Annotated in this window: 28 protein-coding genes and 2 pseudogenes; 15 read left to right on the top strand and 15 right to left on the bottom strand. The window is 71.9% G+C overall.

Annotation, left to right across the window (positions count from 1 at the left end; translation table 11 throughout):
• From E4P40_RS29540 to E4P40_RS16240, 3 genes and pseudogenes are all read left to right on the top strand, one after another.
• Window positions 1–127 (top strand): annotated as a pseudogene (locus E4P40_RS29540) (electron transfer flavoprotein subunit alpha/FixB family protein); the annotation flags it as partial.
• A gap of 79 nt (window positions 128–206) precedes the next feature.
• Window positions 207–1367 carry an acyl-CoA dehydrogenase family protein gene (locus E4P40_RS16245; RefSeq protein WP_135159527.1) on the top strand — a complete coding sequence of 387 codons (1161 nt, stop codon included), beginning with the start codon at window positions 207–209 and terminating at the stop codon, window positions 1365–1367.
• Window positions 1364–2437 carry an acyl-CoA dehydrogenase family protein gene (locus tag E4P40_RS16240; RefSeq protein WP_135159528.1) on the top strand — a complete coding sequence of 358 codons (1074 nt, stop codon included), beginning with the start codon at window positions 1364–1366 and terminating at the stop codon, window positions 2435–2437. Before E4P40_RS16245 ends, E4P40_RS16240 begins: the two co-directional genes overlap by 4 nt.
• Window positions 2438–2441: 4 nt before the next feature.
• Here the strand turns inward: E4P40_RS16240 and E4P40_RS16235 are convergent, their stop codons facing one another.
• Entirely contained in the window at window positions 2442–3650 is a 1209-nt protein-coding gene (locus tag E4P40_RS16235) for a hypothetical protein (protein WP_135159529.1), read from the bottom strand.
• Between the two features lie 146 nt (window positions 3651–3796).
• Here E4P40_RS16235 and E4P40_RS28130 point away from each other — a divergent pair, with 146 nt between their 5' ends.
• Complete coding sequence (locus tag E4P40_RS28130) at window positions 3797–3958, top strand: hypothetical protein (protein WP_167762264.1); 162 nt, start codon at window positions 3797–3799, stop codon at window positions 3956–3958.
• 9 nt (window positions 3959–3967) lie between these two features.
• Here the strand turns inward: E4P40_RS28130 and E4P40_RS16230 are convergent, their stop codons facing one another.
• A complete protein-coding gene (locus E4P40_RS16230) occupies window positions 3968–4588 on the bottom strand; it encodes a hypothetical protein (protein WP_135159530.1) in 621 nt (206 codons plus the stop codon).
• 150 nt (window positions 4589–4738) lie between these two features.
• Here E4P40_RS16230 and E4P40_RS16225 point away from each other — a divergent pair, with 150 nt between their 5' ends.
• From E4P40_RS16225 to E4P40_RS16210, 4 genes are all read left to right on the top strand, one after another.
• Window positions 4739–5479, top strand: a complete 741-nt coding sequence (locus E4P40_RS16225) for an alanyl-tRNA editing protein (protein WP_135159531.1) — start codon at window positions 4739–4741, stop codon at window positions 5477–5479.
• Window positions 5480–5483: 4 nt separating this feature from the next.
• Complete coding sequence (solA, locus tag E4P40_RS16220) at window positions 5484–6626, top strand: N-methyl-L-tryptophan oxidase (RefSeq protein ID WP_135159532.1); 1143 nt, start codon at window positions 5484–5486, stop codon at window positions 6624–6626.
• 182 nt (window positions 6627–6808) lie between these two features.
• Window positions 6809–7873 (top strand): SMP-30/gluconolactonase/LRE family protein, encoded by a 1065-nt coding sequence (locus E4P40_RS16215; RefSeq protein WP_135159533.1) that lies wholly within the window; start codon window positions 6809–6811, stop codon window positions 7871–7873.
• Between the two features lie 74 nt (window positions 7874–7947).
• On the top strand, window positions 7948–8844 hold the full coding sequence (locus tag E4P40_RS16210) for a GDSL-type esterase/lipase family protein (protein ID WP_135159534.1): 897 nt from the start codon (window positions 7948–7950) through the stop codon (window positions 8842–8844).
• A gap of 98 nt (window positions 8845–8942) precedes the next feature.
• On the opposite strand, the gene E4P40_RS16205 is transcribed toward E4P40_RS16210, so the two are convergent.
• From E4P40_RS16205 to E4P40_RS16195, 3 genes are all read right to left on the bottom strand, one after another.
• Entirely contained in the window at window positions 8943–9650 is a 708-nt protein-coding gene (locus E4P40_RS16205; RefSeq protein ID WP_135159535.1) for a hypothetical protein, read from the bottom strand.
• 138 nt (window positions 9651–9788) lie between these two features.
• Entirely contained in the window at window positions 9789–10241 is a 453-nt protein-coding gene (locus E4P40_RS16200) for a hypothetical protein (protein WP_135159536.1), read from the bottom strand.
• A 53-nt stretch (window positions 10242–10294) separates the two neighbouring features.
• Complete coding sequence (locus tag E4P40_RS16195; RefSeq protein ID WP_245160379.1) at window positions 10295–11317, bottom strand: glutathione S-transferase C-terminal domain-containing protein; 1023 nt, start codon at window positions 11315–11317, stop codon at window positions 10295–10297.
• Between the two features lie 100 nt (window positions 11318–11417).
• On the opposite strand from E4P40_RS16195, the gene E4P40_RS16190 reads away from it, so the two are divergent.
• Window positions 11418–12047: a hemerythrin domain-containing protein gene (locus tag E4P40_RS16190; RefSeq protein ID WP_209305364.1), complete on the top strand. Its 630-nt coding sequence runs from the start codon at window positions 11418–11420 to the stop codon at window positions 12045–12047.
• Window positions 12048–12057: 10 nt separating this feature from the next.
• Here the strand turns inward: E4P40_RS16190 and E4P40_RS16185 are convergent, their stop codons facing one another.
• Window positions 12058–12510, bottom strand: a complete 453-nt coding sequence (locus tag E4P40_RS16185) for a hypothetical protein (RefSeq protein WP_135159539.1) — start codon at window positions 12508–12510, stop codon at window positions 12058–12060.
• On the opposite strand from E4P40_RS16185, the gene E4P40_RS16180 reads away from it, so the two are divergent.
• On the top strand, window positions 12509–12829 hold the full coding sequence (locus E4P40_RS16180; RefSeq protein WP_135159538.1) for a hypothetical protein: 321 nt from the start codon (window positions 12509–12511) through the stop codon (window positions 12827–12829). The genes E4P40_RS16185 and E4P40_RS16180 overlap by 2 nt on opposite strands.
• Before the next feature lie 10 nt (window positions 12830–12839).
• On the opposite strand, the gene E4P40_RS16175 is transcribed toward E4P40_RS16180, so the two are convergent.
• A complete protein-coding gene (locus E4P40_RS16175) occupies window positions 12840–13469 on the bottom strand; it encodes a hemerythrin domain-containing protein (RefSeq protein WP_209305364.1) in 630 nt (209 codons plus the stop codon).
• 100 nt (window positions 13470–13569) lie between these two features.
• Between E4P40_RS16175 and E4P40_RS16170 the strand changes: the two genes are divergently transcribed.
• The 3 genes from E4P40_RS16170 (at window position 13570) to E4P40_RS16160 (ending at window position 15944) form a co-directional block, all read left to right on the top strand.
• A complete protein-coding gene (locus E4P40_RS16170) occupies window positions 13570–14592 on the top strand; it encodes a glutathione S-transferase C-terminal domain-containing protein (protein WP_245160379.1) in 1023 nt (340 codons plus the stop codon).
• Window positions 14593–14645: 53 nt separating this feature from the next.
• Window positions 14646–15098, top strand: coding sequence for a hypothetical protein (locus tag E4P40_RS16165; protein WP_135159536.1), 453 nt, complete (start codon window positions 14646–14648; stop codon window positions 15096–15098).
• 138 nt (window positions 15099–15236) lie between these two features.
• Window positions 15237–15944 (top strand): hypothetical protein, encoded by a 708-nt coding sequence (locus E4P40_RS16160; protein ID WP_135159535.1) that lies wholly within the window; start codon window positions 15237–15239, stop codon window positions 15942–15944.
• Between the two features lie 98 nt (window positions 15945–16042).
• On the opposite strand, the gene E4P40_RS16155 is transcribed toward E4P40_RS16160, so the two are convergent.
• The 4 genes from E4P40_RS16155 to E4P40_RS16140 all read right to left on the bottom strand — a co-directional run bounded on the left by E4P40_RS16155 (window position 16043) and on the right by E4P40_RS16140 (window position 20148).
• Window positions 16043–16939 (bottom strand): GDSL-type esterase/lipase family protein, encoded by an 897-nt coding sequence (locus E4P40_RS16155; protein WP_135159534.1) that lies wholly within the window; start codon window positions 16937–16939, stop codon window positions 16043–16045.
• 74 nt (window positions 16940–17013) lie between these two features.
• Entirely contained in the window at window positions 17014–18078 is a 1065-nt protein-coding gene (locus tag E4P40_RS16150) for an SMP-30/gluconolactonase/LRE family protein (protein WP_135159533.1), read from the bottom strand.
• A gap of 182 nt (window positions 18079–18260) precedes the next feature.
• Complete coding sequence (solA, locus tag E4P40_RS16145) at window positions 18261–19403, bottom strand: N-methyl-L-tryptophan oxidase (RefSeq protein WP_135159532.1); 1143 nt, start codon at window positions 19401–19403, stop codon at window positions 18261–18263.
• Between the two features lie 4 nt (window positions 19404–19407).
• Window positions 19408–20148, bottom strand: coding sequence for an alanyl-tRNA editing protein (locus E4P40_RS16140; RefSeq protein ID WP_135159531.1), 741 nt, complete (start codon window positions 20146–20148; stop codon window positions 19408–19410).
• Between the two features lie 150 nt (window positions 20149–20298).
• Here E4P40_RS16140 and E4P40_RS16135 point away from each other — a divergent pair, with 150 nt between their 5' ends.
• Window positions 20299–20919 (top strand): hypothetical protein, encoded by a 621-nt coding sequence (locus E4P40_RS16135; protein ID WP_135159530.1) that lies wholly within the window; start codon window positions 20299–20301, stop codon window positions 20917–20919.
• Window positions 20920–20928: 9 nt separating this feature from the next.
• Here the strand turns inward: E4P40_RS16135 and E4P40_RS28125 are convergent, their stop codons facing one another.
• Window positions 20929–21090, bottom strand: coding sequence for a hypothetical protein (locus tag E4P40_RS28125; protein ID WP_167762264.1), 162 nt, complete (start codon window positions 21088–21090; stop codon window positions 20929–20931).
• A gap of 146 nt (window positions 21091–21236) precedes the next feature.
• Between E4P40_RS28125 and E4P40_RS16130 the strand changes: the two genes are divergently transcribed.
• Window positions 21237–22445: a hypothetical protein gene (locus E4P40_RS16130; protein WP_135159529.1), complete on the top strand. Its 1209-nt coding sequence runs from the start codon at window positions 21237–21239 to the stop codon at window positions 22443–22445.
• Between the two features lie 4 nt (window positions 22446–22449).
• Here the strand turns inward: E4P40_RS16130 and E4P40_RS16125 are convergent, their stop codons facing one another.
• From E4P40_RS16125 to E4P40_RS29535, 3 genes and pseudogenes are all read right to left on the bottom strand, one after another.
• Window positions 22450–23523: an acyl-CoA dehydrogenase family protein gene (locus tag E4P40_RS16125; RefSeq protein WP_135159528.1), complete on the bottom strand. Its 1074-nt coding sequence runs from the start codon at window positions 23521–23523 to the stop codon at window positions 22450–22452.
• Complete coding sequence (locus tag E4P40_RS16120; protein WP_135159527.1) at window positions 23520–24680, bottom strand: acyl-CoA dehydrogenase family protein; 1161 nt, start codon at window positions 24678–24680, stop codon at window positions 23520–23522. Before E4P40_RS16120 ends, E4P40_RS16125 begins: the two co-directional genes overlap by 4 nt.
• Before the next feature lie 79 nt (window positions 24681–24759).
• Window positions 24760–24886, bottom strand: a pseudogene (locus tag E4P40_RS29535) (electron transfer flavoprotein subunit alpha/FixB family protein); the annotation flags it as partial.

Genomic DNA, 24886 nt, shown 5'->3' with positions numbered 1-24886 from the left:
GAAGACCATCGTGGCGATCAACAAGGACCCCGAGGCGCCGATCTTCGAGCTGGCCGACTTCGGGATCATCGGCGACCTCAACACCGTCGTCCCCGCCGCCACCGAGCAGATCACCGCCCGCAAGTAGGGGAGCAGCCCGTGCGGCAGGTCGGTGCCCGGCCCTGTAGAACCGAGCCGAGCAATGCCACACCGACGTGGGGATCCGCATGAGCCGTTCGTTGACGTTGACACCCGCGCCGCGGTCGGAGGCGGCTGAGCAGGTCCGGCACGAGGTGCGCGAGTTCCTCGCCGCCGAGCTGGCGGCCGGCACCTTCTCCACGCACGTGGACACCTGGCTGTCCGGCGTCGATCCGGAGTTCTCGCGCAAGCTGGGGCAGCGGGGCTGGCTCGGCATGACCTGGCCCAAGGAGTACGGCGGGCACGAGCGGTCGGCGATGGAGCGCTACGCGGTCACCGAGGAACTGCTGGCCGCCGGGGCCCCGGTGGCCGCGCACTGGATCGCCGACCGGCAGTCGGGGCCGAACCTGCTCAGCTACGGCAGCGAGAAGCAGCGACGCGAGATCCTGCCGCGGATCGCGGCGGGGGAGTGCTTCTTCGTCATCGGGATGAGCGAGCCGGACTCCGGCTCCGATCTCGCCTCGATCCGCACGAAGGCGACGCGGAACGAGGCCGGTGACTGGGTCGTCAGCGGCGCCAAGGTCTGGACGTCGAACGCGCACACCTCGCACTTCGGGATCGTGCTGGTGCGCACCTCGCCGGCGGACCGGGCGCACCGGCACGCCGGCATGTCGCAGCTGCTCGTCGACTTGTCGCTGCCGGGGATCACGATCAACCCGATCCGCATCCTGGACGGTGGCCACCACTTCAACGAGGTGGTGTTCGACGACGTCGTCGTCCCTGGGGACATGCTGCTGGGCGAGGAGGGCAACGGCTGGCACCAGGTGACCGCCGAGCTCGCCTTCGAGCGGTCGGGCCCGGAACGCTTCTTGTCGACATATCCACTTGTCGCCGAATTCGGCCGCCGGGTGGCCGCGTCGCCGGACCCCGCGGCGCTGGCCGCGCTGGGCCGGATCTCCGCCCGGCTGCTGGCGCTGCGGCAGATGTCGCTGCGGATCGCGGCGGCGCTGGACCGGGGGGAGTTGCCGAACATCCCGGCCGCGCTGGTGAAGGACGTGGGGACGACGTTCGAGGGCGACGTCATCGAGGAGATCCGGAAGGTGATCGACGTGACGCCGTCCCTGGAGTCGCCGGATCCGCTCGGGAGGGCGCTGGCGGAGGCGCAGCTGCACGCGCCGGGCTACACGCTGCGCGGCGGGACGAATGAGATCCTGCGGGGGATCGTGGCGCGCGGACTGGGCCTGCGATGAGCGATCAGGACCTGGTGGTCGGGACCGTCCGGGACATCCTCACCGGCTTCGAGCCGTTCGTGCTGACGCCGGAGCGGCGCTGGGACGCCGGCCTCTGGACGGCGCTGGCCGAGGCGGGCCTGACCGGCGTCGGCCTGCCGGAGGAGGCGGGTGGCTCGGGCGGTGAGCTCGCCGACGCGGTGGCGATCGTCCGGACCCTGGCTGCGGGCGCGGGTGCGGTGCCGGTGGCCGAGCAGCTGCTCGTGGCCGGGCCGGCGCTGCTCGCGGTGGACCTGGACCTCCCGTCGCCGGAGGCGCCGCTGACGTTCGCGGTCGCCGACGCGGTGACCGTGCACCCGGTCGACAACGGCGACGGCCCGGGCCGCTTCGCCCTGACCGGGACGGCGACCGACGTGGCGTGGGCCGGCGTGGCGACGGGCGTGGTGCTCCTGGCGCCGGCACCGGCGGGCATCGAGGGATCGGTGCTGGCGCTGATCGACGCCTCGGGGATGGCGGCGACCGACGCCTTCAACCTGGCCGGGGAACCCCGCGGCTCGCTCGTCCTGGACGCCGCCCCGGCGTCGGGTGCGCTGCTGACCCAGGCTCAGGCCGACGAGGTGCGGGCGCGGTTCGCGTTGGCCCGGGCGGTGCAGCTGGCCGCGGTGCTGGAGCGGGTGCTCGAGTGGACGGTGCAGTACGCGGGGGAGCGGGTGCAGTTCGGCCGGCCGCTCGGCAAGTTCCAGGCGATCCAGATGGAGCTCGCGGAGATGGCCGGCGAGGTGACCGCGGTGACGGCGCTGACGGATGCCGCGGTCCACGCCCTGGAGCACGCGTCGCCGGACTTCTCCCTGGCCGCCGCGGCCGCGAAGGTGCGGGCCGGGATCGCCGTCGAGGTCGTCGCGAAGCAAGCGCACCAGGTGCACGGCGCGATCGGTTTCACCCAGGAGCACAAGCTGCACCACCTGACGCGGCGGCTCTGGTCATGGCGGGACGAGGCCGGCAGCGACCTGGCCTGGTCGCGCGTGCTGGGCGCGGGCGTTCTCGCCAAGGGCGGGGACGGTCTCTGGCCGGCGCTGACCCGGGTGGTCTGACCGGTCAGTCGGCCACCTGTCGCGGCGTGCACTCCGCGATGCCGTTCCCGGTGCACCACGCCTGCACCTCGGCGTCCGAGGCGAAGGTCTGCCGGCCGAGGGTGAGCCACCAGGTGTCGTCGAGGTCGGCCGCGCCGATGTCGTCGCCGCGGACCAGCAGCGCCGGCAGGCGCCCCGCCAGGTCGACGTGGCGGACGGCGAAGGCGGACGCGCCGGCGTCGTCGTCGCCGCCCACCTGCGCGGCGGCGAGCTGCGGCACCCAGGAGCCGCGGAGGTCTCCGAGCTCGGCGGCGTCGGCCGCTCGGATGCTCAAGAGGCCGGGCACGTCCTGCGGTGGGCCGGCCGCTCCGACGGCGTTCGTCTCCGCGCTGCTGGCGATGGCCGCGCCGGCGAACAGCAGCAGCACGACGATCAGCCATCCGCCGACGAGGACGCCGGCCGCCCCACCGCCGCCGCCGGCGCCCCCGCTGTCGTCGCGGGGCGAGCGGAACCGGGCGGCCGCGGTGGCGGCGAGCCCGAAGGCCAGGACGCAGACGGCGCAGACCGGCAGGAGTGCCCAGAGCCGGGAGTTGACGACGTCGAGGGTCGCCCAGGCGGCGCGCGCCGTCGTCACGGTCAGCACTCCGGCGAGGACGAGGACGACGAGGTCCCGGATCCGCAGACCCACCAGCGCCAGGACGAGGACGACGACGGCGGTGATCCCCGCCGTGGTCGCCAGCCAGTCGGGCCAGAACCACGGTTCGCCGCCGGCCGGCCAGGACGTCGCGGCGCTGCGGGCGGACCGCGCCGCCCGGGTGGCGATGTCGAAGGTCAGGTGGTCGAGCAGCAGGGGCACGAGGCCGAGCCCGGTCACCAGCGCGGCGCTGAGGACCAGCGGGAAGCCGGCCGGGTGGTGGCCGATCGAGTGGCCGCCGGACCGCGGCTTCGGTTCCTCGTCCGGACGGGCGTCGGAGGGCCGGGGAGGACGGGGGTCGGCCGGCGGCGCCGCGGCGGTCTTCGGGGCGTCGTCCTTCGGTGGCTTCTCTTCCTGGGGAGGCGCGTCCGTCGGGGGAGCTGCGGTCGACGTCGCCGTGGCTCCGCCGGAGGGCTTGGGTGAGGACGACGAGTCGTCGGCGGGTGCCGCCGACGATCGCTCGGTGGGCTCGTCGGCGTCGTCGTCCGCGCGGGCGTGGCGGCCGCGTTTCTCCGCTGTCGGCTCCGGATCAGGCGTCACGGTGTCCGTCCTGAGCTGGTCGGGGATGCGTCAGGTGAAGGATGCCCTGACCCGCGCCGGTGCGCTGCCCGCGAAGCAGACGGGACGTCATGTCCTCGACCCACGACGGGCATCGAACCGTCACGTTGCGGTGGTGGCATGTGCGCATGACCGCCAGCCCCGCACGCAGGCCGCTCCCCGACGAGGCCAGCGTCGTCGAGGTCTACGGCTCGAAGTTCCTCCTCGAATGGCTCGACCTGGACGTCCTCGCCTCCGCGGCGGCGCAGAACGCGCGGGAGCCGGTCGCACCCTCGCACCCCACCGACTGACCGGGGGCCTCAGACGGTCTCGGGGACGCGCAGGTGCGCCAGCACCAGGTCGAACTCGGCGACCTCGATGGCCTCCATGCCTGTCTGGCGGTGGAAGTCCCGGCGCAGGGTCATGGCCTGCTCCTGCGAGCGGTTCATGGCGTCGCGGTCGTCGTAGACCGACGCCCTGACCACCCGGCCCTTCGCGCGGTCGAGCATGACGCTGACGCTGCAGAAGCCGGGGAGCTCCTCGACCCGCGCGAGCATGCCCATCCGGTAGGTGTCGATCATCCGATCCATGCGGCCCGGGTCGCAGCGGCTCCACACGACTCGGGCGCAGGCGCCGTCGTCGGTCTGGCGCGTGCGGTGCAGGAACGCGATCTCCCACTCCTCGACCTCGGCGTTGCCTCGCATCGTCTCCGCGGCCTGCTGCCGCATCGTCTGCACCCTCTCGGCGCTGCGGCGCATCGCCTCGCCGTCGGCCCAGGCGGTCGTGACGATGCTCCGGCCCGAAGCCCGGTCGCACATCATCGACAGGCCCACACAGCCGTCCATGTGCTCGACGGCAGGCATCACCTCGTCGCGGACGTACGCGATCCCGTCGTCGACGGCCTCGGGCGCGCCCCGCACGGTGGTGGAACGGGCGTACATGCCGCGGCTCCCTTCCAGTGCCGGCGGCGCCCCTGCGGCACCGCCGCCTCACCGACTGTCCTCGCCGCCGGTCGCCGAGGTCAACGGTTTCAGTCCACTGCCGTCCGGAGGACCTGTCGCCGTCCGCGTACCGCGAGGCACGATGCCGACGTGACCACCGAGACGGACCGACACGGGCACACCCGCCGCCTGGACCTCGCCGATTCCACCGTGCGCGAATGGGACGCGACGGTGCTGTCCGCAGACCCGGAGCAGGGGATCGTGCTCGACCGGTCGGCGTTCTACCCCGGCGGCGGCGGGCAGCCACCGGACGAGGGCGTGCTGCTGTGGGGCGGGGTCCGCACCCGCATCGCCGGCACGCGCAGGGGCGACGAGCTGTACCTGATCCCGGTCGAGGGCGACCCGGTACCGCCTCCGGGCACCGCCGTCCGGGGCGCTCTGGACGACGAGCGGCGCACCCAGCTCATGCGGACCCACTCCGGGCTCCACGTGCTCACCGGCGTCGTCTTCCGGGACTTCGGGGCGCTCGTGACCGGCGGCAACATGGAGCCCCTGACCGCGCGGATGGACTTCGACCTGGCCGAGGTCCCACCGGACTTCAAGGAGCGCGTCGCCGAGCGGGTCAACGCCGAGATCGCCGCCGACCGGCCGATCGAGGTGAAGACGCTGCCGCGCGAGGAGGCGTTCGCCATCCCCGACATCATCCGGACAGCGACCAATCTCCTGCCGCCGGACATCGAGGAGGTGCGGATCGTCGACATCGTCGGTCTCGACACGCAGGCGGACGGCGGCACGCACGTGGCCTCGACCTCGATGGTCGGCCGCGTCGAGGTCGTGAAGATGGAGAACAAGGGGCGTGGTTTCCGCCGGCTCCGCATCCGGATCGTCTGAGCGCATGACCTACGACGTGGTCGTCCTCGGGCTCGGGGGCATGGGCAGCGCGGCGGCCGCGCACCTGGCCGGCCGCGGGCAGCGGGTGCTCGGTCTGGAGCGCTTCGGCGCGGCGCACGCCCTCGGGTCGAGCCACGGCGGGTCCCGGATCATCCGCCAGTCGTACTTCGAGGACCCCGCGTACGTGCCGCTGCTGCTGCGGGCCTACGAGCTGTGGGAGCAGCTGGAGACCGACTCCGGGGTCGACCTGATGACCCTCACCGGCGGCCTCTACTTCGGCCGGCCGGACTCGCTGACGGTGGCGGGCAGCCTGCGCTCGGCCCAGCAGTGGAATCTGCCGCACGACGTCCTCGACGGGACGGAGATGCGCCGGCGGTTCCCCACGCTGACCCCGGCGGACGACGAGGTGGGGTTGTACGAGGACGCCGCCGGGTTCGTGCGGCCGGAGGCGACCGTGGCCGCCCACCTGTCGCTGGCCGCGCGGCGTGGCGCGGACCTGCACTTCGACGAGCCGGCGCTGCAGTGGTCGGCGACGGCGGACGGCGGTGTGCGGGTGACCACAGCGGCGGACACCTACACCGCCGGCCGCCTGGTCATCTGCCCCGGCGCGTGGGCGCCCGTGCTGCTCGCGGACCTCGGCCTGCCGCTCACCGTCGAGCGGCAGGTCATGTACTGGTTCCAGCCCGAGGGCGGCGTCGGCCCGTACGCCCCCGACCGTCACCCGATCTGGATCCATGGCGGGCCGGAGCGCCAGCTCTACGGCTTCCCGGCCATCGACGGCCCGGACGGTGGCGCGAAGGTGGCGTTCTTCCGGCACGGTGCCGTGACGACGCCCGATACCCTCGACCGGGAGGTGCACCCCGACGAGGTCGCGTTCATCGCCACGGACGTCGGCAGGATCCTGCCGACTCTGCCCGGGCGGTTCCTCACCGCCGCTGCGTGCATGTACACGACCACGCCGGACGAGCACTTCGTGATCGCGACGCACCCGCACCACGAGCAGGTCACCGTCGCCTGCGGTTTCTCCGGCCACGGCTTCAAGTTCGTCCCTGTGGTGGGCGAGATCCTGGCCGACCTCGCCACGGAGGGGACGACGACGCAGCCGATCGGCCTCTTCGATCCGCGCCGCCCTGCCTTCGTGGACTGACCGTCCGACGCCGACGCATGCAATGTCGTCGGTTTCGTCATGGGTCGACACGCCCGACCGACCTGCAACGATGATAATAGTTCGAAGAAATCCTGGACACACGGACGGCGCTCTCCCTACCGTGACGCGGGTCATTGCCGGGCTCGGGGGCCGGCCTCCCCAGGAGAAGAGCGAGCTCATCCATGACGAAATCCTCCTTGCGCCGGCGGTCCGCCGGCTCGGCCGTCGGCGTCGCAGCCGCGGTCGGCCTCCTCGTCGTCCTCACCGGCAGCAACGGCCAGGCGGAACCTCCGGGCCACTCGAACGGCCACGGTCACGGCGACGTCGTGGCGCACCCGTGGATCCACGGCATCCTCGGCGCGCCCGCAGAGGGGGCGGCGGCGCCGGTTCCCGAGGGCCCGGCCTTCACCCCGGAGGGCAACCTCGTCTTCGTCAGCGCCTTCGGGGACGCGGAGGGCAACAAGGTCTACGAGGTCGACGTCGACACCAAGGAGGTGACGCCGATCTACAACGACGCCTCCAGCGTGATCGCCTCCCTCGACATCGACGAGGAGGGGCGCTTCGTCATGTCCGACTTCCTCAACCCGACCATCGGCGCGGGACGGATCCTCCGGATGAATCCGGACGGGACGGGCGTGGAGACACTCATCGCCGACTTCGAGGGCACCAAGATCTACCCGGACGACGTCGTGATGGACGGCAAGGGCGGGTTCTTCTACACCGACATGCAGGGGAACATCCTCGAGCCCACCGGCCGGGTCATCCACGTGGACGCAGTCGGGACCCAGACGCTGGTGACCGGCGGACTCGCCCATCCCAACGGCGTCGCGCTCAGCCCTGACGGACGGCGGCTCTGGGTGAGCGAGCACCTCGCCAACCGGCTGCTGGCGCTCGACCTCGACGAGACCGGGATCGCCATCAACGACTGGGCGCCGGGTGCGGGGGTGAGCGTGTACGCGAACCTCAGCGGCGGGCTCGCGGACTCCCTGACGGTCGACGCCGACGGCAACGTCTACCAGGCGATGTACTTCGGCGGACGCGTCGAGGTGTTCGACAAGGCCGGTAACCCCGTCACCACGGTGGAGCCCGCGGGTGGCGACGGTCCGACCCGGTTCCCGACCACGACCAACGTGGCGATCCGACCGGGGACGAACGACGGCTACATCACCGCCGGCGGGCCGGAGGGCATCTCGATCCTGATGTTCGAGGCCGAAGCCGAGGCGCTCCCGCAGGTCTGGCAGGAGTGAGGACCGGCGTGGCCGCCGAGCGCATCCGGCTCGGTGGCCACGCCGCCCGATCGGTCTCCTGATAGCAAGTACGCGTGCGCACTTCCTCCACCGCCCGGTTCCGCCGTCTGACCGTGGGACTGGTGACCGCGACCTGCCTGGTCGCGACCGCATCGTGCTCGGCGGGCGGCGGGTCGTCGGCGGCGGAGTCGTCGAGCAGCGTCGCGGCTCCGACCACCGAGCCGAGCGCGGGCACCTATATGGCGCTGGGGGACTCGGTGCCGTTCGGCTTCCGGGGCGGCGCGACGGCCGAGTTCTCCGACGCGGACAACTTCGTGGGCTATCCGGAGCTGGTCGCCGAGGAGCTCGGGGTCGACGTGATCAACGCGTCCTGCCCGGGGGAGACGACCGCGAGCTTCGTGGACACCAAGGCGCAGAGCAACGGGTGCGACAACAGCCTGCGGTCCGGCTTCGGGTACCGGACCGCGTATCCGTTGCACGTCCTCTACGACACGCTCGACCAGTCGCAGCTCGACTTCGCGCTGAGCACCCTGGAGGACACCGAGGTCGAGCTGGTGACGGTCCAGATCGGGGCCAACGACGCGTTCATCTGCCAGCAGACGACGGCCGCCCGCTGCTCCAGCCCGGCCGAGCTGCAGGCGCTGGCGCAGACCGTCCAGACGAACCTCGACGGCATCCTGAAGCGGCTGCGGGAGCAGTACGACGGGCAGGTCGTCGTCGTCACCTACTACGCGCTGGACTACTCGGACGCGTTCGGCGTCGCGACGGGCGTGCTCGGCGACGGCATTGCCCAGATCGCCGAGGCGAACGGTGCGGACGTCGCCGACGGCTACGAGGCGTTCCGGGCGCGGGCGACCGCGGCCGGCGGCAGTTCGGTCGAAGCGGGGCTGGTGCTGCCGAACGACGTGCACCCCAGCGAGGAGGGCCAGCGGCTGCTGGCCGACGCCGTCCTGTCCGTGGTGAAGAACTGACCCACCCCACTCCACGGGGACGCTGGGGGAGGGGACGGCGGTGACCGCACCCTCCCCCTCGCCCGACGGTCAGCGCGGTCGCGCCGGGGGTGGGGCGATCACTTGTGCCCGTGCCCGTGCCCGTCCCAGTGCCCGTGTCCGCCGCCGTGACGGTTCCCGTGCCCGTAGTCCTGGTGGTGGGCACGACGCTGGTGACCGTCGAACCACCTGCACAGGTCGACAATCCGCGCGTGGACCTCGGCCGAGAACGACTCGGTCTCCCCCGTGTCGGGATCGAGGCTGATGTTCAGGGTGACGACACCCCGCTTGAAGAAGGCGAGGTACGGCAGGCCCTCGTCATCGAAGAACGACTCCTCACCGGGGAGCGGGAAGATCACCGACGGTCCCTCGAGCGTCACGACGGCTGAAAGCCCGTCCGGTGCGATCACCTCGCGAAGGTCGCCGCTGACGTCCAACTCGTCGATGGTCGCGCCGTCCTCGCGCGTGAGGTCCAGCGTCAGTCCTCCGCGGTAGTCCTGCACGAGCGTGCCATTGGGCAGCTCGGTCTGGCGGATCACCACCCCCCGCACATCGCCTGTCTCGATGAGCACGTCCTGGTCGCCGCACGCGTCGGTCACCGAAAAGGGGGCGTAGTAGTCCGGGATGACGGTCTCGACCGGGACGTACCCTTCGCCGTTCCGGTGTTCGGAGTCGCCATGGGCCAGAGCCGGCGAGGTGGACAAGACCAGGGTTGCGCCGGCCGCGGCCACCAGTGCTGCGCGTGAGGAACGATTCATTGCTGGACTCCTCGCATCGGGGATCAGCATCTCCTTGGTGTGCTGATCGTCGGAGGGTCCTGCCGAGCCTCCCCCTGACCCCCGGAAGACTGTGAGGTGGGTCACAAGAACTGTCCAGAGCCGTTCCAGCCGGCATCGTCGCCGGCGCCTTGCCCCTTCCGCCAGTCGTCACGAACGGGAGTCGCTGTCTGACTGTCCTGCCCGCAGGTCCACGACGGGGACGACCGTGCCGCCAGCGGCGAGGTGCAGGCTCCAGGTGCCGTCGATCTGGCCGTCGTCGAACATCGAGCGGAACTCCTCCGCCCACTCGTCGTCGTCCGCGGTCAGCTCAGGACCACCCGGCCGGCACAGCGCCATCGCGAGGTGACCCTCGCCGTCCAGGTGTGACTCGGTGATCGCGTCGTTCACCTGCCGCAGACCCAGGAGCAGCGCGGCGTCCGGTAGCTCGGGAAGGTCGTCCACCGGGACGACCACCGGCAGCATCCGTCCGTCCGTGCCGATCCAGCACAGCCAGAGGCTGCGGACGCCGAAGACGGGTGGGTCGAGCAGCAGCGTCCAGCGCCGGGTCAGGTCGGCGGCGGAGCGGATCGGCACATCAGCGAGCGGGGGCGTCGTCGTCATGGCGCGACCGAATCAGATTCCGGTGACGCCGATCGGCGTTGTCCACAGGCTGCTCAGCGGTGTGGGACGCCTCCGGGTCCGTGGTCAGCGGGCACCTCTTCGCCGTCCGCAACCGGTCCGGGTGGCGTGCCGTCGCCGAACGGCGACCCGCCCAGCTCCTCGCGCCCGTGCGGCGTCAGCCAGTTCGACGTGTCCGGACCCATCGGGACGATCTGCGTCGGATTGATGTCCGTGTGGACGACGTAGTAGTGCTCCTTGATCTGCGGGAAGTCGATCGTGTCCCCGAAGCCCGGCGTCTGGAACAGGTCGCGCGCATAGGCCCACAGCGCCGGCATCTCGGTCAGCTTGTTCCGGTTCGTCTTGAAGTGGCCGTGGTAGACGGGATCGAACCGAGCCAGCGTCGTGAACAGCCGGACGTCGGCCTCGGTGATCGTCTCGCCCATCAGGTAGCGCTGCGACGCCAGCCGGTCCTCGAGCCAGTCCAGCGCGGTGAACAGCCGCTGGAACGACTTGTCGTAGGCCCGCTGCGATCCGGAGAACCCGCAGCGGTACACGCCGTTGTTGACCTCGGTGTAGATCCGCTGCATGACCTCCTCCATCTCGTCCCGCAGCTTCTCGGGATAGAGATCCGGCGCCCCGTCGCGGTGGTACGCCGTCCACTCGGTGGAGAGGTCGAGGGTGATCTGCGGGAAGTTGTTGGTGACGACGGCCCCGGACGGGACGTCGACGATCGCGGGCACCGTGATGCCGCGCGAGTAGTCCGGGTCGCGGGCGAAGAAGGCCTCCTGCAGCCGCTCGTAGCCGAGCACCGGGTCGCGGCCGCCGGGGTCGAGGTCGAACGTCCAGCTGCGCTCGTCGTGCGTCGGCCCGCACAGGCCCATCGAGATCACGGATTCAAGACCCAGCAGCCGGCGGACGATGATCGACCGGTTCGCCCACGGGCACGCCCGCGCCGCGATCAGCCGGTAGCGGCCCGGCTCGACCGGCCAGCCGTCGCGTCCGTCGGCGGTGATCCGGTCGGAGAGGTACTTCTCGTCCCGCTGGTACTCCTTCTCGACATAGCTCTCATCGCTCACCCCCTCAGCCTGCGGCACAACCGGAACAGCCGCGCACTGTGGGCCCGGTGTGGGCCTCGTGTGGGTGTCGAGCCACCGCGCCCGTCGACAGGCTCGTGCCATGACTCAGACCGCCGACACCACCCTCACCGACGTCCACGACATGGTCGTCGTGCACCGCGTCTTCCGCCGTGAGTTCCGGCTCCTGCCGCAGCTCGTCCGCGAGGTCGCGCCCGGCGACACCGCCCGCGCCGCCGTCCTCGCCGGCTGGTCGCGCATGGTCCTGGAGGGCCTGCACGGCCACCACACCAGCGAGGACGAGCTGCTCTGGCCGAAGCTCCTGGAGCGCTGTTCGCCCGACGCCGAACTCGTGCACCGCATGGAGACCCAGCACGAGCGCGTCCACGACGCCCTCGAGCGGATCGGCCCGGCGCTCGACCGCTGGGAGGCCGAGGCCCGGCCGGCGGTCACCGAGGAGGTCGCCGCCGGGTTCGACGACCTGCGGACCGCGCTGCTGGAGCACCTCGACGAGGAGGAGCGGGAGATCCTCCCGATGGCCGCCCGCCACGTCACGCAGGCCGAGTGGGACGAGCTGGGCGACCACGGCCTGAAGGAGACACGGAAGCGGGACCTGCCCATCCTGTTCGGCGCGGTGCTGGAGGAGGCGACGCCCGAGGAGCGGGCGCACATGCTCGGCAAGGTCCCGCTGCCGGTCCGGATCCTGATGCGGACCGTCTTCGCCCGGAAGTAGCAGCGACTGATCAGGCAGGTGCGGAACGGTCGCTGATCGCGCCGGCGAGCCGGGGGACGTCGTCCGGACGCAGCCCGCGTCCGCGTTCCCAGGCTCGCCGGAACGCCTCCTCGCCCAGCTCCGTGCGGACGGCGGACAGTGCCGCCCCCGCGACCGCCAGGTCCGGCGGGAAGCTGACCGCGACCGACCCCGCCTCCGCGGTGGCCGACCCGGCGGCGAACAGCTCGGCCGCGAGCTCGGGCAGACCGCGGCGGGCGGCCACCACCGCCAGTCCGGGCAGCGTGTAGACCAGCGTCCAGGTGGTGCCGACCTCGGCGGCGAGTGCGGCCGCCTCGGCATACCGGTCGAGCGCGGCGGTGTCGTCGTCCGCGGCCAGCGCCACGGTGGCCTGCATGTTCAGCAGGGTCGCGAGGGTGAACGGGCTGCCGAGGTCACGGGCCAGCCGCTCCGCCTCGTCCAGCATGGCCGCACTCGCCGCCGAGGTCGGCACCACCTGGACGCTGGTCTACACGCTGCCCGGACTGGCGGTGGTGGCCGCCCGCCGCGGTCTGCCCGAGCTCGCGGCCGAGCTGTTCGCCGCCGGGTCGGCCACCGCGGAGGCGGGGTCGGTCGCGGTCAGCTTCCCGCCGGACCTGGCGGTCGCGGGGGCGGCACTGTCCGCCGTCCGCACGGAGCTGGGCGAGGAGGCGTTCCGGCGAGCCTGGGAACGCGGACGCGGGCTGCGTCCGGACGACGTCCCCCGGCTCGCCGGCGCGATCAGCGACCGTTCCGCACCTGCCTGATCAGTCGCTGCTACTTCCGGGCGAAGACGGTCCGCATCAGGATCCGGACCGGCAGCGGGACCTTGCCGAGCATGTGCGCCCGCTCCTCGGGCGTCGCCTCCTCCAGCACCGCGCCGAACAGGATGGGCAGGTCCCGCTTCCGTGTCTCCTTCAGGCCGTGGTCGCCCAGCTCGTCCCACTCGGCCTGCGTGACGTGGCGGGCGGCCATCGGGAGGATCTCCCGCTCCTCCTCGTCGAGGTGCTCCAGCAGCGCGGTCCGCAGGTCGTCGAACCCGGCGGCGACCTCCTCGGTGACCGCCGGCCGGGCCTCGGCCTCCCAGCGGTCGAGCGCCGGGCCGATCCGCTCGAGGGCGTCGTGGACGCGCTCGTGCTGGGTCTCCATGCGGTGCACGAGTTCGGCGTCGGGCGAACAGCGCTCCAGGAGCTTCGGCCAGAGCAGCTCGTCCTCGCTGGTGTGGTGGCCGTGCAGGCCCTCCAGGACCATGCGCGACCAGCCGGCGAGGACGGCGGCGCGGGCGGTGTCGCCGGGCGCGACCTCGCGGACGAGCTGCGGCAGGAGCCGGAACTCACGGCGGAAGACGCGGTGCACGACGACCATGTCGTGGACGTCGGTGAGGGTGGTGTCGGCGGTCTGAGTCATGGCACGAGCCTGTCGACGGGCGCGGTGGCTCGACACCCACACGAGGCCCACACCGGGCCCACAGTGCGCGGCTGTTCCGGTTGTGCCGCAGGCTGAGGGGGTGAGCGATGAGAGCTATGTCGAGAAGGAGTACCAGCGGGACGAGAAGTACCTCTCCGACCGGATCACCGCCGACGGACGCGACGGCTGGCCGGTCGAGCCGGGCCGCTACCGGCTGATCGCGGCGCGGGCGTGCCCGTGGGCGAACCGGTCGATCATCGTCCGCCGGCTGCTGGGTCTTGAATCCGTGATCTCGATGGGCCTGTGCGGGCCGACGCACGACGAGCGCAGCTGGACGTTCGACCTCGACCCCGGCGGCCGCGACCCGGTGCTCGGCTACGAGCGGCTGCAGGAGGCCTTCTTCGCCCGCGACCCGGACTACTCGCGCGGCATCACGGTGCCCGCGATCGTCGACGTCCCGTCCGGGGCCGTCGTCACCAACAACTTCCCGCAGATCACCCTCGACCTCTCCACCGAGTGGACGGCGTACCACCGCGACGGGGCGCCGGATCTCTATCCCGAGAAGCTGCGGGACGAGATGGAGGAGGTCATGCAGCGGATCTACACCGAGGTCAACAACGGCGTGTACCGCTGCGGGTTCTCCGGATCGCAGCGGGCCTACGACAAGTCGTTCCAGCGGCTGTTCACCGCGCTGGACTGGCTCGAGGACCGGCTGGCGTCGCAGCGCTACCTGATGGGCGAGACGATCACCGAGGCCGACGTCCGGCTGTTCACGACGCTGGCTCGGTTCGATCCCGTCTACCACGGCCACTTCAAGACGAACCGGAACAAGCTGACCGAGATGCCGGCGCTGTGGGCCTATGCGCGCGACCTGTTCCAGACGCCGGGCTTCGGGGACACGATCGACTTCCCGCAGATCAAGGAGCACTACTACGTCGTCCACACGGACATCAATCCGACGCAGATCGTCCCGATGGGTCCGGACACGTCGAACTGGCTGACGCCGCACGGGCGCGAGGAGCTGGGCGGGTCGCCGTTCGGCGACGGCACGCCACCCGGACCGGTTGCGGACGGCGAAGAGGTGCCCGCTGACCACGGACCCGGAGGCGTCCCACACCGCTGAGCAGCCTGTGGACAACGCCGATCGGCGTCACCGGAATCTGATTCGGTCGCGCCATGACGACGACGCCCCCGCTCGCTGATGTGCCGATCCGCTCCGCCGCCGACCTGACCCGGCGCTGGACGCTGCTGCTCGACCCACCCGTCTTCGGCGTCCGCAGCCTCTGGCTGTGCTGGATCGGCACGGACGGACGGATGCTGCCGGTGGTCGTCCCGGTGGACGACCTTCCCGAGCTACCGGACGCCGCGCTGCTCCTGGGTCTGCGGCAGGTGAACGACGCGATCACCGAGTCACACCTGGACGGCGAGGGTCACCTCGCGATGGCGCTGTGCCGGCCGGGTGGTCCTGAGCTGACCGCGGACGACGACGAGTGGGCGGAGGAGTTCCGCTCGATGTTCGACGACGGCCAGATCGACGGCACCTGGAGCCTGCACCTCGCCGCTGGCGGCACGGTCGTCCCCGTCGTGGACCTGCGGGCAGGACAGTCAGACAGCGACTCCCGTTCGTGACGACTGGCGGAAGGGGCAAGGCGCCGGCGACGATGCCGGCTGGAACGGCTCTGGACAGTTCTTGTGACCCACCTCACAGTCTTCCGGGGGTCAGGGGGAGGCTCGGCAGGACCCTCCGACGATCAGCACACCAAGGAGATGCTGATCCCCGATGCGAGGAGTCCAGCAATGAATCGTTCCTCACGCGCAGCACTGGTGGCCGCGGCCGGCGCAACCCTGGTCTTGTCCACCTCGCCGGCTCTGGCCCATGGCGACTCCGAACACCGGAACGGCGAAGGGTACGTCCCGGTCGAGACCGTCATCCCGGACTACTACGCCCCCTTTTCGGTGACCGACGCGTGCGGCGACCAGGACGTGCTCATCGAGACAGGCGATGTGCGGGGGGTGGTGATCCGCCAGACCGAGCTGCCCAATGGCACGCTCGTGCAGGACTACCGCGGAGGACTGACGCTGGACCTCACGCGCGAGGACGGCGCGACCATCGACGAGTTGGACGTCAGCGGCGACCTTCGCGAGGTGATCGCACCGGACGGGCTTTCAGCCGTCGTGACGCTCGAGGGACCGTCGGTGATCTTCCCGCTCCCCGGTGAGGAGTCGTTCTTCGATGACGAGGGCCTGCCGTACCTCGCCTTCTTCAAGCGGGGTGTCGTCACCCTGAACATCAGCCTCGATCCCGACACGGGGGAGACCGAGTCGTTCTCGGCCGAGGTCCACGCGCGGATTGTCGACCTGTGCAGGTGGTTCGACGGTCACCAGCGTCGTGCCCACCACCAGGACTACGGGCACGGGAACCGTCACGGCGGCGGACACGGGCACTGGGACGGGCACGGGCACGGGCACAAGTGATCGCCCCACCCCCGGCGCGACCGCGCTGACCGTCGGGCGAGGGGGAGGGTGCGGTCACCGCCGTCCCCTCCCCCAGCGTCCCCGTGGAGTGGGGTGGGTCAGTTCTTCACCACGGACAGGACGGCGTCGGCCAGCAGCCGCTGGCCCTCCTCGCTGGGGTGCACGTCGTTCGGCAGCACCAGCCCCGCTTCGACCGAACTGCCGCCGGCCGCGGTCGCCCGCGCCCGGAACGCCTCGTAGCCGTCGGCGACGTCCGCACCGTTCGCCTCGGCGATCTGGGCAATGCCGTCGCCGAGCACGCCCGTCGCGACGCCGAACGCGTCCGAGTAGTCCAGCGCGTAGTAGGTGACGACGACGACCTGCCCGTCGTACTGCTCCCGCAGCCGCTTCAGGATGCCGTCGAGGTTCGTCTGGACGGTCTGCGCCAGCGCCTGCAGCTCGGCCGGGCTGGAGCAGCGGGCGGCCGTCGTCTGCTGGCAGATGAACGCGTCGTTGGCCCCGATCTGGACCGTCACCAGCTCGACCTCGGTGTCCTCCAGGGTGCTCAGCGCGAAGTCGAGCTGCGACTGGTCGAGCGTGTCGTAGAGGACGTGCAACGGATACGCGGTCCGGTACCCGAAGCCGGACCGCAGGCTGTTGTCGCACCCGTTGCTCTGCGCCTTGGTGTCCACGAAGCTCGCGGTCGTCTCCCCCGGGCAGGACGCGTTGATCACGTCGACCCCGAGCTCCTCGGCGACCAGCTCCGGATAGCCCACGAAGTTGTCCGCGTCGGAGAACTCGGCCGTCGCGCCGCCCCGGAAGCCGAACGGCACCGAGTCCCCCAGCGCCATATAGGTGCCCGCGCTCGGCTCGGTGGTCGGAGCCGCGACGCTGCTCGACGACTCCGCCGCCGACGACCCGCCGCCCGCCGAGCACGATGCGGTCGCGACCAGGCAGGTCGCGGTCACCAGTCCCACGGTCAGACGGCGGAACCGGGCGGTGGAGGAAGTGCGCACGCGTACTTGCTATCAGGAGACCGATCGGGCGGCGTGGCCACCGAGCCGGATGCGCTCGGCGGCCACGCCGGTCCTCACTCCTGCCAGACCTGCGGGAGCGCCTCGGCTTCGGCCTCGAACATCAGGATCGAGATGCCCTCCGGCCCGCCGGCGGTGATGTAGCCGTCGTTCGTCCCCGGTCGGATCGCCACGTTGGTCGTGGTCGGGAACCGGGTCGGACCGTCGCCACCCGCGGGCTCCACCGTGGTGACGGGGTTACCGGCCTTGTCGAACACCTCGACGCGTCCGCCGAAGTACATCGCCTGGTAGACGTTGCCGTCGGCGTCGACCGTCAGGGAGTCCGCGAGCCCGCCGCTGAGGTTCGCGTACACGCTCACCCCCGCACCCGGCGCCCAGTCGTTGATGGCGATCCCGGTCTCGTCGAGGTCGAGCGCCAGCAGCCGGTTGGCGAGGTGCTCGCTCACCCAGAGCCGCCGTCCGTCAGGGCTGAGCGCGACGCCGTTGGGATGGGCGAGTCCGCCGGTCACCAGCGTCTGGGTCCCGACTGCGTCCACGTGGATGACCCGGCCGGTGGGCTCGAGGATGTTCCCCTGCATGTCGGTGTAGAAGAACCCGCCCTTGCCGTCCATCACGACGTCGTCCGGGTAGATCTTGGTGCCCTCGAAGTCGGCGATGAGTGTCTCCACGCCCGTCCCGTCCGGATTCATCCGGAGGATCCGTCCCGCGCCGATGGTCGGGTTGAGGAAGTCGGACATGACGAAGCGCCCCTCCTCGTCGATGTCGAGGGAGGCGATCACGCTGGAGGCGTCGTTGTAGATCGGCGTCACCTCCTTGGTGTCGACGTCGACCTCGTAGACCTTGTTGCCCTCCGCGTCCCCGAAGGCGCTGACGAAGACGAGGTTGCCCTCCGGGGTGAAGGCCGGGCCCTCGGGAACCGGCGCCGCCGCCCCCTCTGCGGGCGCGCCGAGGATGCCGTGGATCCACGGGTGCGCCACGACGTCGCCGTGACCGTGGCCGTTCGAGTGGCCCGGAGGTTCCGCCTGGCCGTTGCTGCCGGTGAGGACGACGAGGAGGCCGACCGCGGCTGCGACGCCGACGGCCGAGCCGGCGGACCGCCGGCGCAAGGAGGATTTCGTCATGGATGAGCTCGCTCTTCTCCTGGGGAGGCCGGCCCCCGAGCCCGGCAATGACCCGCGTCACGGTAGGGAGAGCGCCGTCCGTGTGTCCAGGATTTCTTCGAACTATTATCATCGTTGCAGGTCGGTCGGGCGTGTCGACCCATGACGAAACCGACGACATTGCATGCGTCGGCGTCGGACGGTCAGTCCACGAAGGCAGGGCGGCGCGGATCGAAGAGGCCGATCGGCTGCGTCGTCGTCCCCTCCGTGGCGAGGTCGGCCAGGATCTCGCCCACCACAGGGACGAACTTGAAGCCGTGGCCGGAGAAACCGCAGGCGACGGTGACCTGCTCGTGGTGCGGGTGCGTCGCGATCACGAAGTGCTCGTCCGGCGTGGTCGTGTACATGCACGCAGCGGCGGTGAGGAACCGCCCGGGCAGAGTCGGCAGGATCCTGCCGACGTCCGTGGCGATGAACGCGACCTCGTCGGGGTGCACCTCCCGGTCGAGGGTATCGGGCGTCGTCACGGCACCGTGCCGGAAGAACGCCACCTTCGCGCCACCGTCCGGGCCGTCGATGGCCGGGAAGCCGTAGAGCTGGCGCTCCGGCCCGCCATGGATCCAGATCGGGTGACGGTCGGGGGCGTACGGGCCGACGCCGCCCTCGGGCTGGAACCAGTACATGACCTGCCGCTCGACGGTGAGCGGCAGGCCGAGGTCCGCGAGCAGCACGGGCGCCCACGCGCCGGGGCAGATGACCAGGCGGCCGGCGGTGTAGGTGTCCGCCGCTGTGGTCACCCGCACACCGCCGTCCGCCGTCGCCGACCACTGCAGCGCCGGCTCGTCGAAGTGCAGGTCCGCGCCACGCCGCGCGGCCAGCGACAGGTGGGCGGCCACGGTCGCCTCCGGCCGCACGAACCCGGCGGCGTCCTCGTACAACCCCACCTCGTCGTCCGCCGGGGTCAGCGTGGGGAACCGCCGGCGCATCTCCGTCCCGTCGAGGACGTCGTGCGGCAGATTCCACTGCTGGGCCGAGCGCAGGCTGCCCGCCACCGTCAGCGAGTCCGGCCGGCCGAAGTAGAGGCCGCCGGTGAGGGTCATCAGGTCGACCCCGGAGTCGGTCTCCAGCTGCTCCCACAGCTCGTAGGCCCGCAGCAGCAGCGGCACGTACGCGGGGTCCTCGAAGTACGACTGGCGGATGATCCGGGACCCGCCGTGGCTCGACCCGAGGGCGTGCGCCGCGCCGAAGCGCTCCAGACCGAGCACCCGCTGCCCGCGGCCGGCCAGGTGCGCGGCCGCCGCGCTGCCCATGCCCCCGAGCCCGAGGACGACCACGTCGTAGGTCATGCGCTCAGACGATCCGGATGCGGAGCCGGCGGAAACCACGCCCCTTGTTCTCCATCTTCACGACCTCGACGCGGCCGACCATCGAGGTCGAGGCCACGTGCGTGCCGCCGTCCGCCTGCGTGTCGAGACCGACGATGTCGACGATCCGCACCTCCTCGATGTCCGGCGGCAGGAGATTGGTCGCTGTCCGGATGATGTCGGGGATGGCGAACGCCTCCTCGCGCGGCAGCGTCTTCACCTCGATCGGCCGGTCGGCGGCGATCTCGGCGTTGACCCGCTCGGCGACGCGCTCCTTGAAGTCCGGTGGGACCTCGGCCAGGTCGAAGTCCATCCGCGCGGTCAGGGGCTCCATGTTGCCGCCGGTCACGAGCGCCCCGAAGTCCCGGAAGACGACGCCGGTGAGCACGTGGAGCCCGGAGTGGGTCCGCATGAGCTGGGTGCGCCGCTCGTCGTCCAGAGCGCCCCGGACGGCGGTGCCCGGAGGCGGTACCGGGTCGCCCTCGACCGGGATCAGGTACAGCTCGTCGCCCCTGCGCGTGCCGGCGATGCGGGTGCGGACCCCGCCCCACAGCAGCACGCCCTCGTCCGGTGGCTGCCCGCCGCCGCCGGGGTAGAACGCCGACCGGTCGAGCACGATCCCCTGCTCCGGGTCTGCGGACAGCACCGTCGCGTCCCATTCGCGCACGGTGGAATCGGCGAGGTCCAGGCGGCGGGTGTGCCCGTGTCGGTCCGTCTCGGTGGTCACGTCGGCATCGTGCCTCGCGGTACGCGGACGGCGACAGGTCCTCCGGACGGCAGTGGACTGAAACCGTTGACCTCGGCGACCGGCGGCGAGGACAGTCGGTGAGGCGGCGGTGCCGCAGGGGCGCCGCCGGCACTGGAAGGGAGCCGCGGCATGTACGCCCGTTCCACCACCGTGCGGGGCGCGCCCGAGGCCGTCGACGACGGGATCGCGTACGTCCGCGACGAGGTGATGCCTGCCGTCGAGCACATGGACGGCTGTGTGGGCCTGTCGATGATGTGCGACCGGGCTTCGGGCCGGAGCATCGTCACGACCGCCTGGGCCGACGGCGAGGCGATGCGCCGCAGCGCCGAGAGGGTGCAGACGATGCGGCAGCAGGCCGCGGAGACGATGCGAGGCAACGCCGAGGTCGAGGAGTGGGAGATCGCGTTCCTGCACCGCACGCGCCAGACCGACGACGGCGCCTGCGCCCGAGTCGTGTGGAGCCGCTGCGACCCGGGCCGCATGGATCGGATGATCGACACCTACCGGATGGGCATGCTCGCGCGGGTCGAGGAGCTCCCCGGCTTCTGCAGCGTCAGCGTCATGCTCGACCGCGCGAAGGGCCGGGTGGTCAGGGCGTCGGTCTACGACGACCGCGACGCCATGAACCGCTCGCAGGAGCAGGCCATGACCCTGCGCCGGGACTTCCACCGCCAGACAGGCATGGAGGCCATCGAGGTCGCCGAGTTCGACCTGGTGCTGGCGCACCTGCGCGTCCCCGAGACCGTCTGAGGCCCCCGGTCAGTCGGTGGGGTGCGAGGGTGCGACCGGCTCCCGCGCGTTCTGCGCCGCCGCGGAGGCGAGGACGTCCAGGTCGAGCCATTCGAGGAGGAACTTCGAGCCGTAGACCTCGACGACGCTGGCCTCGTCGGGGAGCGGCCTGCGTGCGGGGCTGGCGGTCATGCGCACATGCCACCACCGCAACGTGACGGTTCGATGCCCGTCGTGGGTCGAGGACATGACGTCCCGTCTGCTTCGCGGGCAGCGCACCGGCGCGGGTCAGGGCATCCTTCACCTGACGCATCCCCGACCAGCTCAGGACGGACACCGTGACGCCTGATCCGGAGCCGACAGCGGAGAAACGCGGCCGCCACGCCCGCGCGGACGACGACGCCGACGAGCCCACCGAGCGATCGTCGGCGGCACCCGCCGACGACTCGTCGTCCTCACCCAAGCCCTCCGGCGGAGCCACGGCGACGTCGACCGCAGCTCCCCCGACGGACGCGCCTCCCCAGGAAGAGAAGCCACCGAAGGACGACGCCCCGAAGACCGCCGCGGCGCCGCCGGCCGACCCCCGTCCTCCCCGGCCCTCCGACGCCCGTCCGGACGAGGAACCGAAGCCGCGGTCCGGCGGCCACTCGATCGGCCACCACCCGGCCGGCTTCCCGCTGGTCCTCAGCGCCGCGCTGGTGACCGGGCTCGGCCTCGTGCCCCTGCTGCTCGACCACCTGACCTTCGACATCGCCACCCGGGCGGCGCGGTCCGCCCGCAGCGCCGCGACGTCCTGGCCGGCCGGCGGCGAACCGTGGTTCTGGCCCGACTGGCTGGCGACCACGGCGGGGATCACCGCCGTCGTCGTCCTCGTCCTGGCGCTGGTGGGTCTGCGGATCCGGGACCTCGTCGTCCTCGTCCTCGCCGGAGTGCTGACCGTGACGACGGCGCGCGCCGCCTGGGCGACCCTCGACGTCGTCAACTCCCGGCTCTGGGCACTCCTGCCGGTCTGCGCCGTCTGCGTCCTGGCCTTCGGGCTCGCCGCCACCGCGGCCGCCCGGTTCCGCTCGCCCCGCGACGACAGCGGGGGCGCCGGCGGCGGCGGTGGGGCGGCCGGCGTCCTCGTCGGCGGATGGCTGATCGTCGTGCTGCTGCTGTTCGCCGGCGCGGCCATCGCCAGCAGCGCGGAGACGAACGCCGTCGGAGCGGCCGGCCCACCGCAGGACGTGCCCGGCCTCTTGAGCATCCGAGCGGCCGACGCCGCCGAGCTCGGAGACCTCCGCGGCTCCTGGGTGCCGCAGCTCGCCGCCGCGCAGGTGGGCGGCGACGACGACGCCGGCGCGTCCGCCTTCGCCGTCCGCCACGTCGACCTGGCGGGGCGCCTGCCGGCGCTGCTGGTCCGCGGCGACGACATCGGCGCGGCCGACCTCGACGACACCTGGTGGCTCACCCTCGGCCGGCAGACCTTCGCCTCGGACGCCGAGGTGCAGGCGTGGTGCACCGGGAACGGCATCGCGGAGTGCACGCCGCGACAGGTGGCCGACTGACCGGTCAGACCACCCGGGTCAGCGCCGGCCAGAGACCGTCCCCGCCCTTGGCGAGAACGCCCGCGCCCAGCACGCGCGACCAGGCCAGGTCGCTGCCGGCCTCGTCCCGCCATGACCAGAGCCGCCGCGTCAGGTGGTGCAGCTTGTGCTCCTGGGTGAAACCGATCGCGCCGTGCACCTGGTGCGCTTGCTTCGCGACGACCTCGACGGCGATCCCGGCCCGCACCTTCGCGGCCGCGGCGGCCAGGGAGAAGTCCGGCGACGCGTGCTCCAGGGCGTGGACCGCGGCATCCGTCAGCGCCGTCACCGCGGTCACCTCGCCGGCCATCTCCGCGAGCTCCATCTGGATCGCCTGGAACTTGCCGAGCGGCCGGCCGAACTGCACCCGCTCCCCCGCGTACTGCACCGTCCACTCGAGCACCCGCTCCAGCACCGCGGCCAGCTGCACCGCCCGGGCCAACGCGAACCGCGCCCGCACCTCGTCGGCCTGAGCCTGGGTCAGCAGCGCACCCGACGCCGGGGCGGCGTCCAGGACGAGCGAGCCGCGGGGTTCCCCGGCCAGGTTGAAGGCGTCGGTCGCCGCCATCCCCGAGGCGTCGATCAGCGCCAGCACCGATCCCTCGATGCCCGCCGGTGCCGGCGCCAGGAGCACCACGCCCGTCGCCACGCCGGCCCACGCCACGTCGGTCGCCGTCCCGGTCAGGGCGAAGCGGCCCGGGCCGTCGCCGTTGTCGACCGGGTGCACGGTCACCGCGTCGGCGACCGCGAACGTCAGCGGCGCCTCCGGCGACGGGAGGTCCAGGTCCACCGCGAGCAGCGCCGGCCCGGCCACGAGCAGCTGCTCGGCCACCGGCACCGCACCCGCGCCCGCAGCCAGGGTCCGGACGATCGCCACCGCGTCGGCGAGCTCACCGCCCGAGCCACCCGCCTCCTCCGGCAGGCCGACGCCGGTCAGGCCCGCCTCGGCCAGCGCCGTCCAGAGGCCGGCGTCCCAGCGCCGCTCCGGCGTCAGCACGAACGGCTCGAAGCCGGTGAGGATGTCCCGGACGGTCCCGACCACCAGGTCCTGATCGCTCATCGCAGGCCCAGTCCGCGCGCCACGATCCCCCGCAGGATCTCATTCGTCCCGCCGCGCAGCGTGTAGCCCGGCGCGTGCAGCTGCGCCTCCGCCAGCGCCCTCCCGAGCGGATCCGGCGACTCCAGGGACGGCGTCACGTCGATCACCTTCCGGATCTCCTCGATGACGTCGCCCTCGAACGTCGTCCCCACGTCCTTCACCAGCGCGGCCGGGATGTTCGGCAACTCCCCCCGGTCCAGCGCCGCCGCGATCCGCAGCGACATCTGCCGCAGCGCCAGCAGCCGGGCGGAGATCCGGCCCAGCGCGGCCAGCGCCGCGGGGTCCGGCGACGCGGCCACCCGGCGGCCGAATTCGGCGACAAGTGGATATGTCGACAAGAAGCGTTCCGGGCCCGACCGCTCGAAGGCGAGCTCGGCGGTCACCTGGTGCCAGCCGTTGCCCTCCTCGCCCAGCAGCATGTCCCCAGGGACGACGACGTCGTCGAACACCACCTCGTTGAAGTGGTGGCCACCGTCCAGGATGCGGATCGGGTTGATCGTGATCCCCGGCAGCGACAAGTCGACGAGCAGCTGCGACATGCCGGCGTGCCGGTGCGCCCGGTCCGCCGGCGAGGTGCGCACCAGCACGATCCCGAAGTGCGAGGTGTGCGCGTTCGACGTCCAGACCTTGGCGCCGCTGACGACCCAGTCACCGGCCTCGTTCCGCGTCGCCTTCGTGCGGATCGAGGCGAGATCGGAGCCGGAGTCCGGCTCGCTCATCCCGATGACGAAGAAGCACTCCCCCGCCGCGATCCGCGGCAGGATCTCGCGTCGCTGCTTCTCGCTGCCGTAGCTGAGCAGGTTCGGCCCCGACTGCCGGTCGGCGATCCAGTGCGCGGCCACCGGGGCCCCGGCGGCCAGCAGTTCCTCGGTGACCGCGTAGCGCTCCATCGCCGACCGCTCGTGCCCGCCGTACTCCTTGGGCCAGGTCATGCCGAGCCAGCCCCGCTGCCCCAGCTTGCGCGAGAACTCCGGATCGACGCCGGACAGCCAGGTGTCCACGTGCGTGGAGAAGGTGCCGGCCGCCAGCTCGGCGGCGAGGAACTCGCGCACCTCGTGCCGGACCTGCTCAGCCGCCTCCGACCGCGGCGCGGGTGTCAACGTCAACGAACGGCTCATGCGGATCCCCACGTCGGTGTGGCATTGCTCGGCTCGGTTCTACAGGGCCGGGCACCGACCTGCCGCACGGGCTGCTCCCCTACTTGCGGGCGGTGATCTGCTCGGTGGCGGCGGGGACGACGGTGTTGAGGTCGCCGATGATCCCGAAGTCGGCCAGCTCGAAGATCGGCGCCTCGGGGTCCTTGTTGATCGCCACGATGGTCTTC

The sequence above is a fragment of the Blastococcus sp. CT_GayMR20 genome (assembly GCF_004570345.1).
Note: the sequence above shows the minus strand (reverse complement) of the source record. Positions and strands in the feature narration are given on the sequence as shown.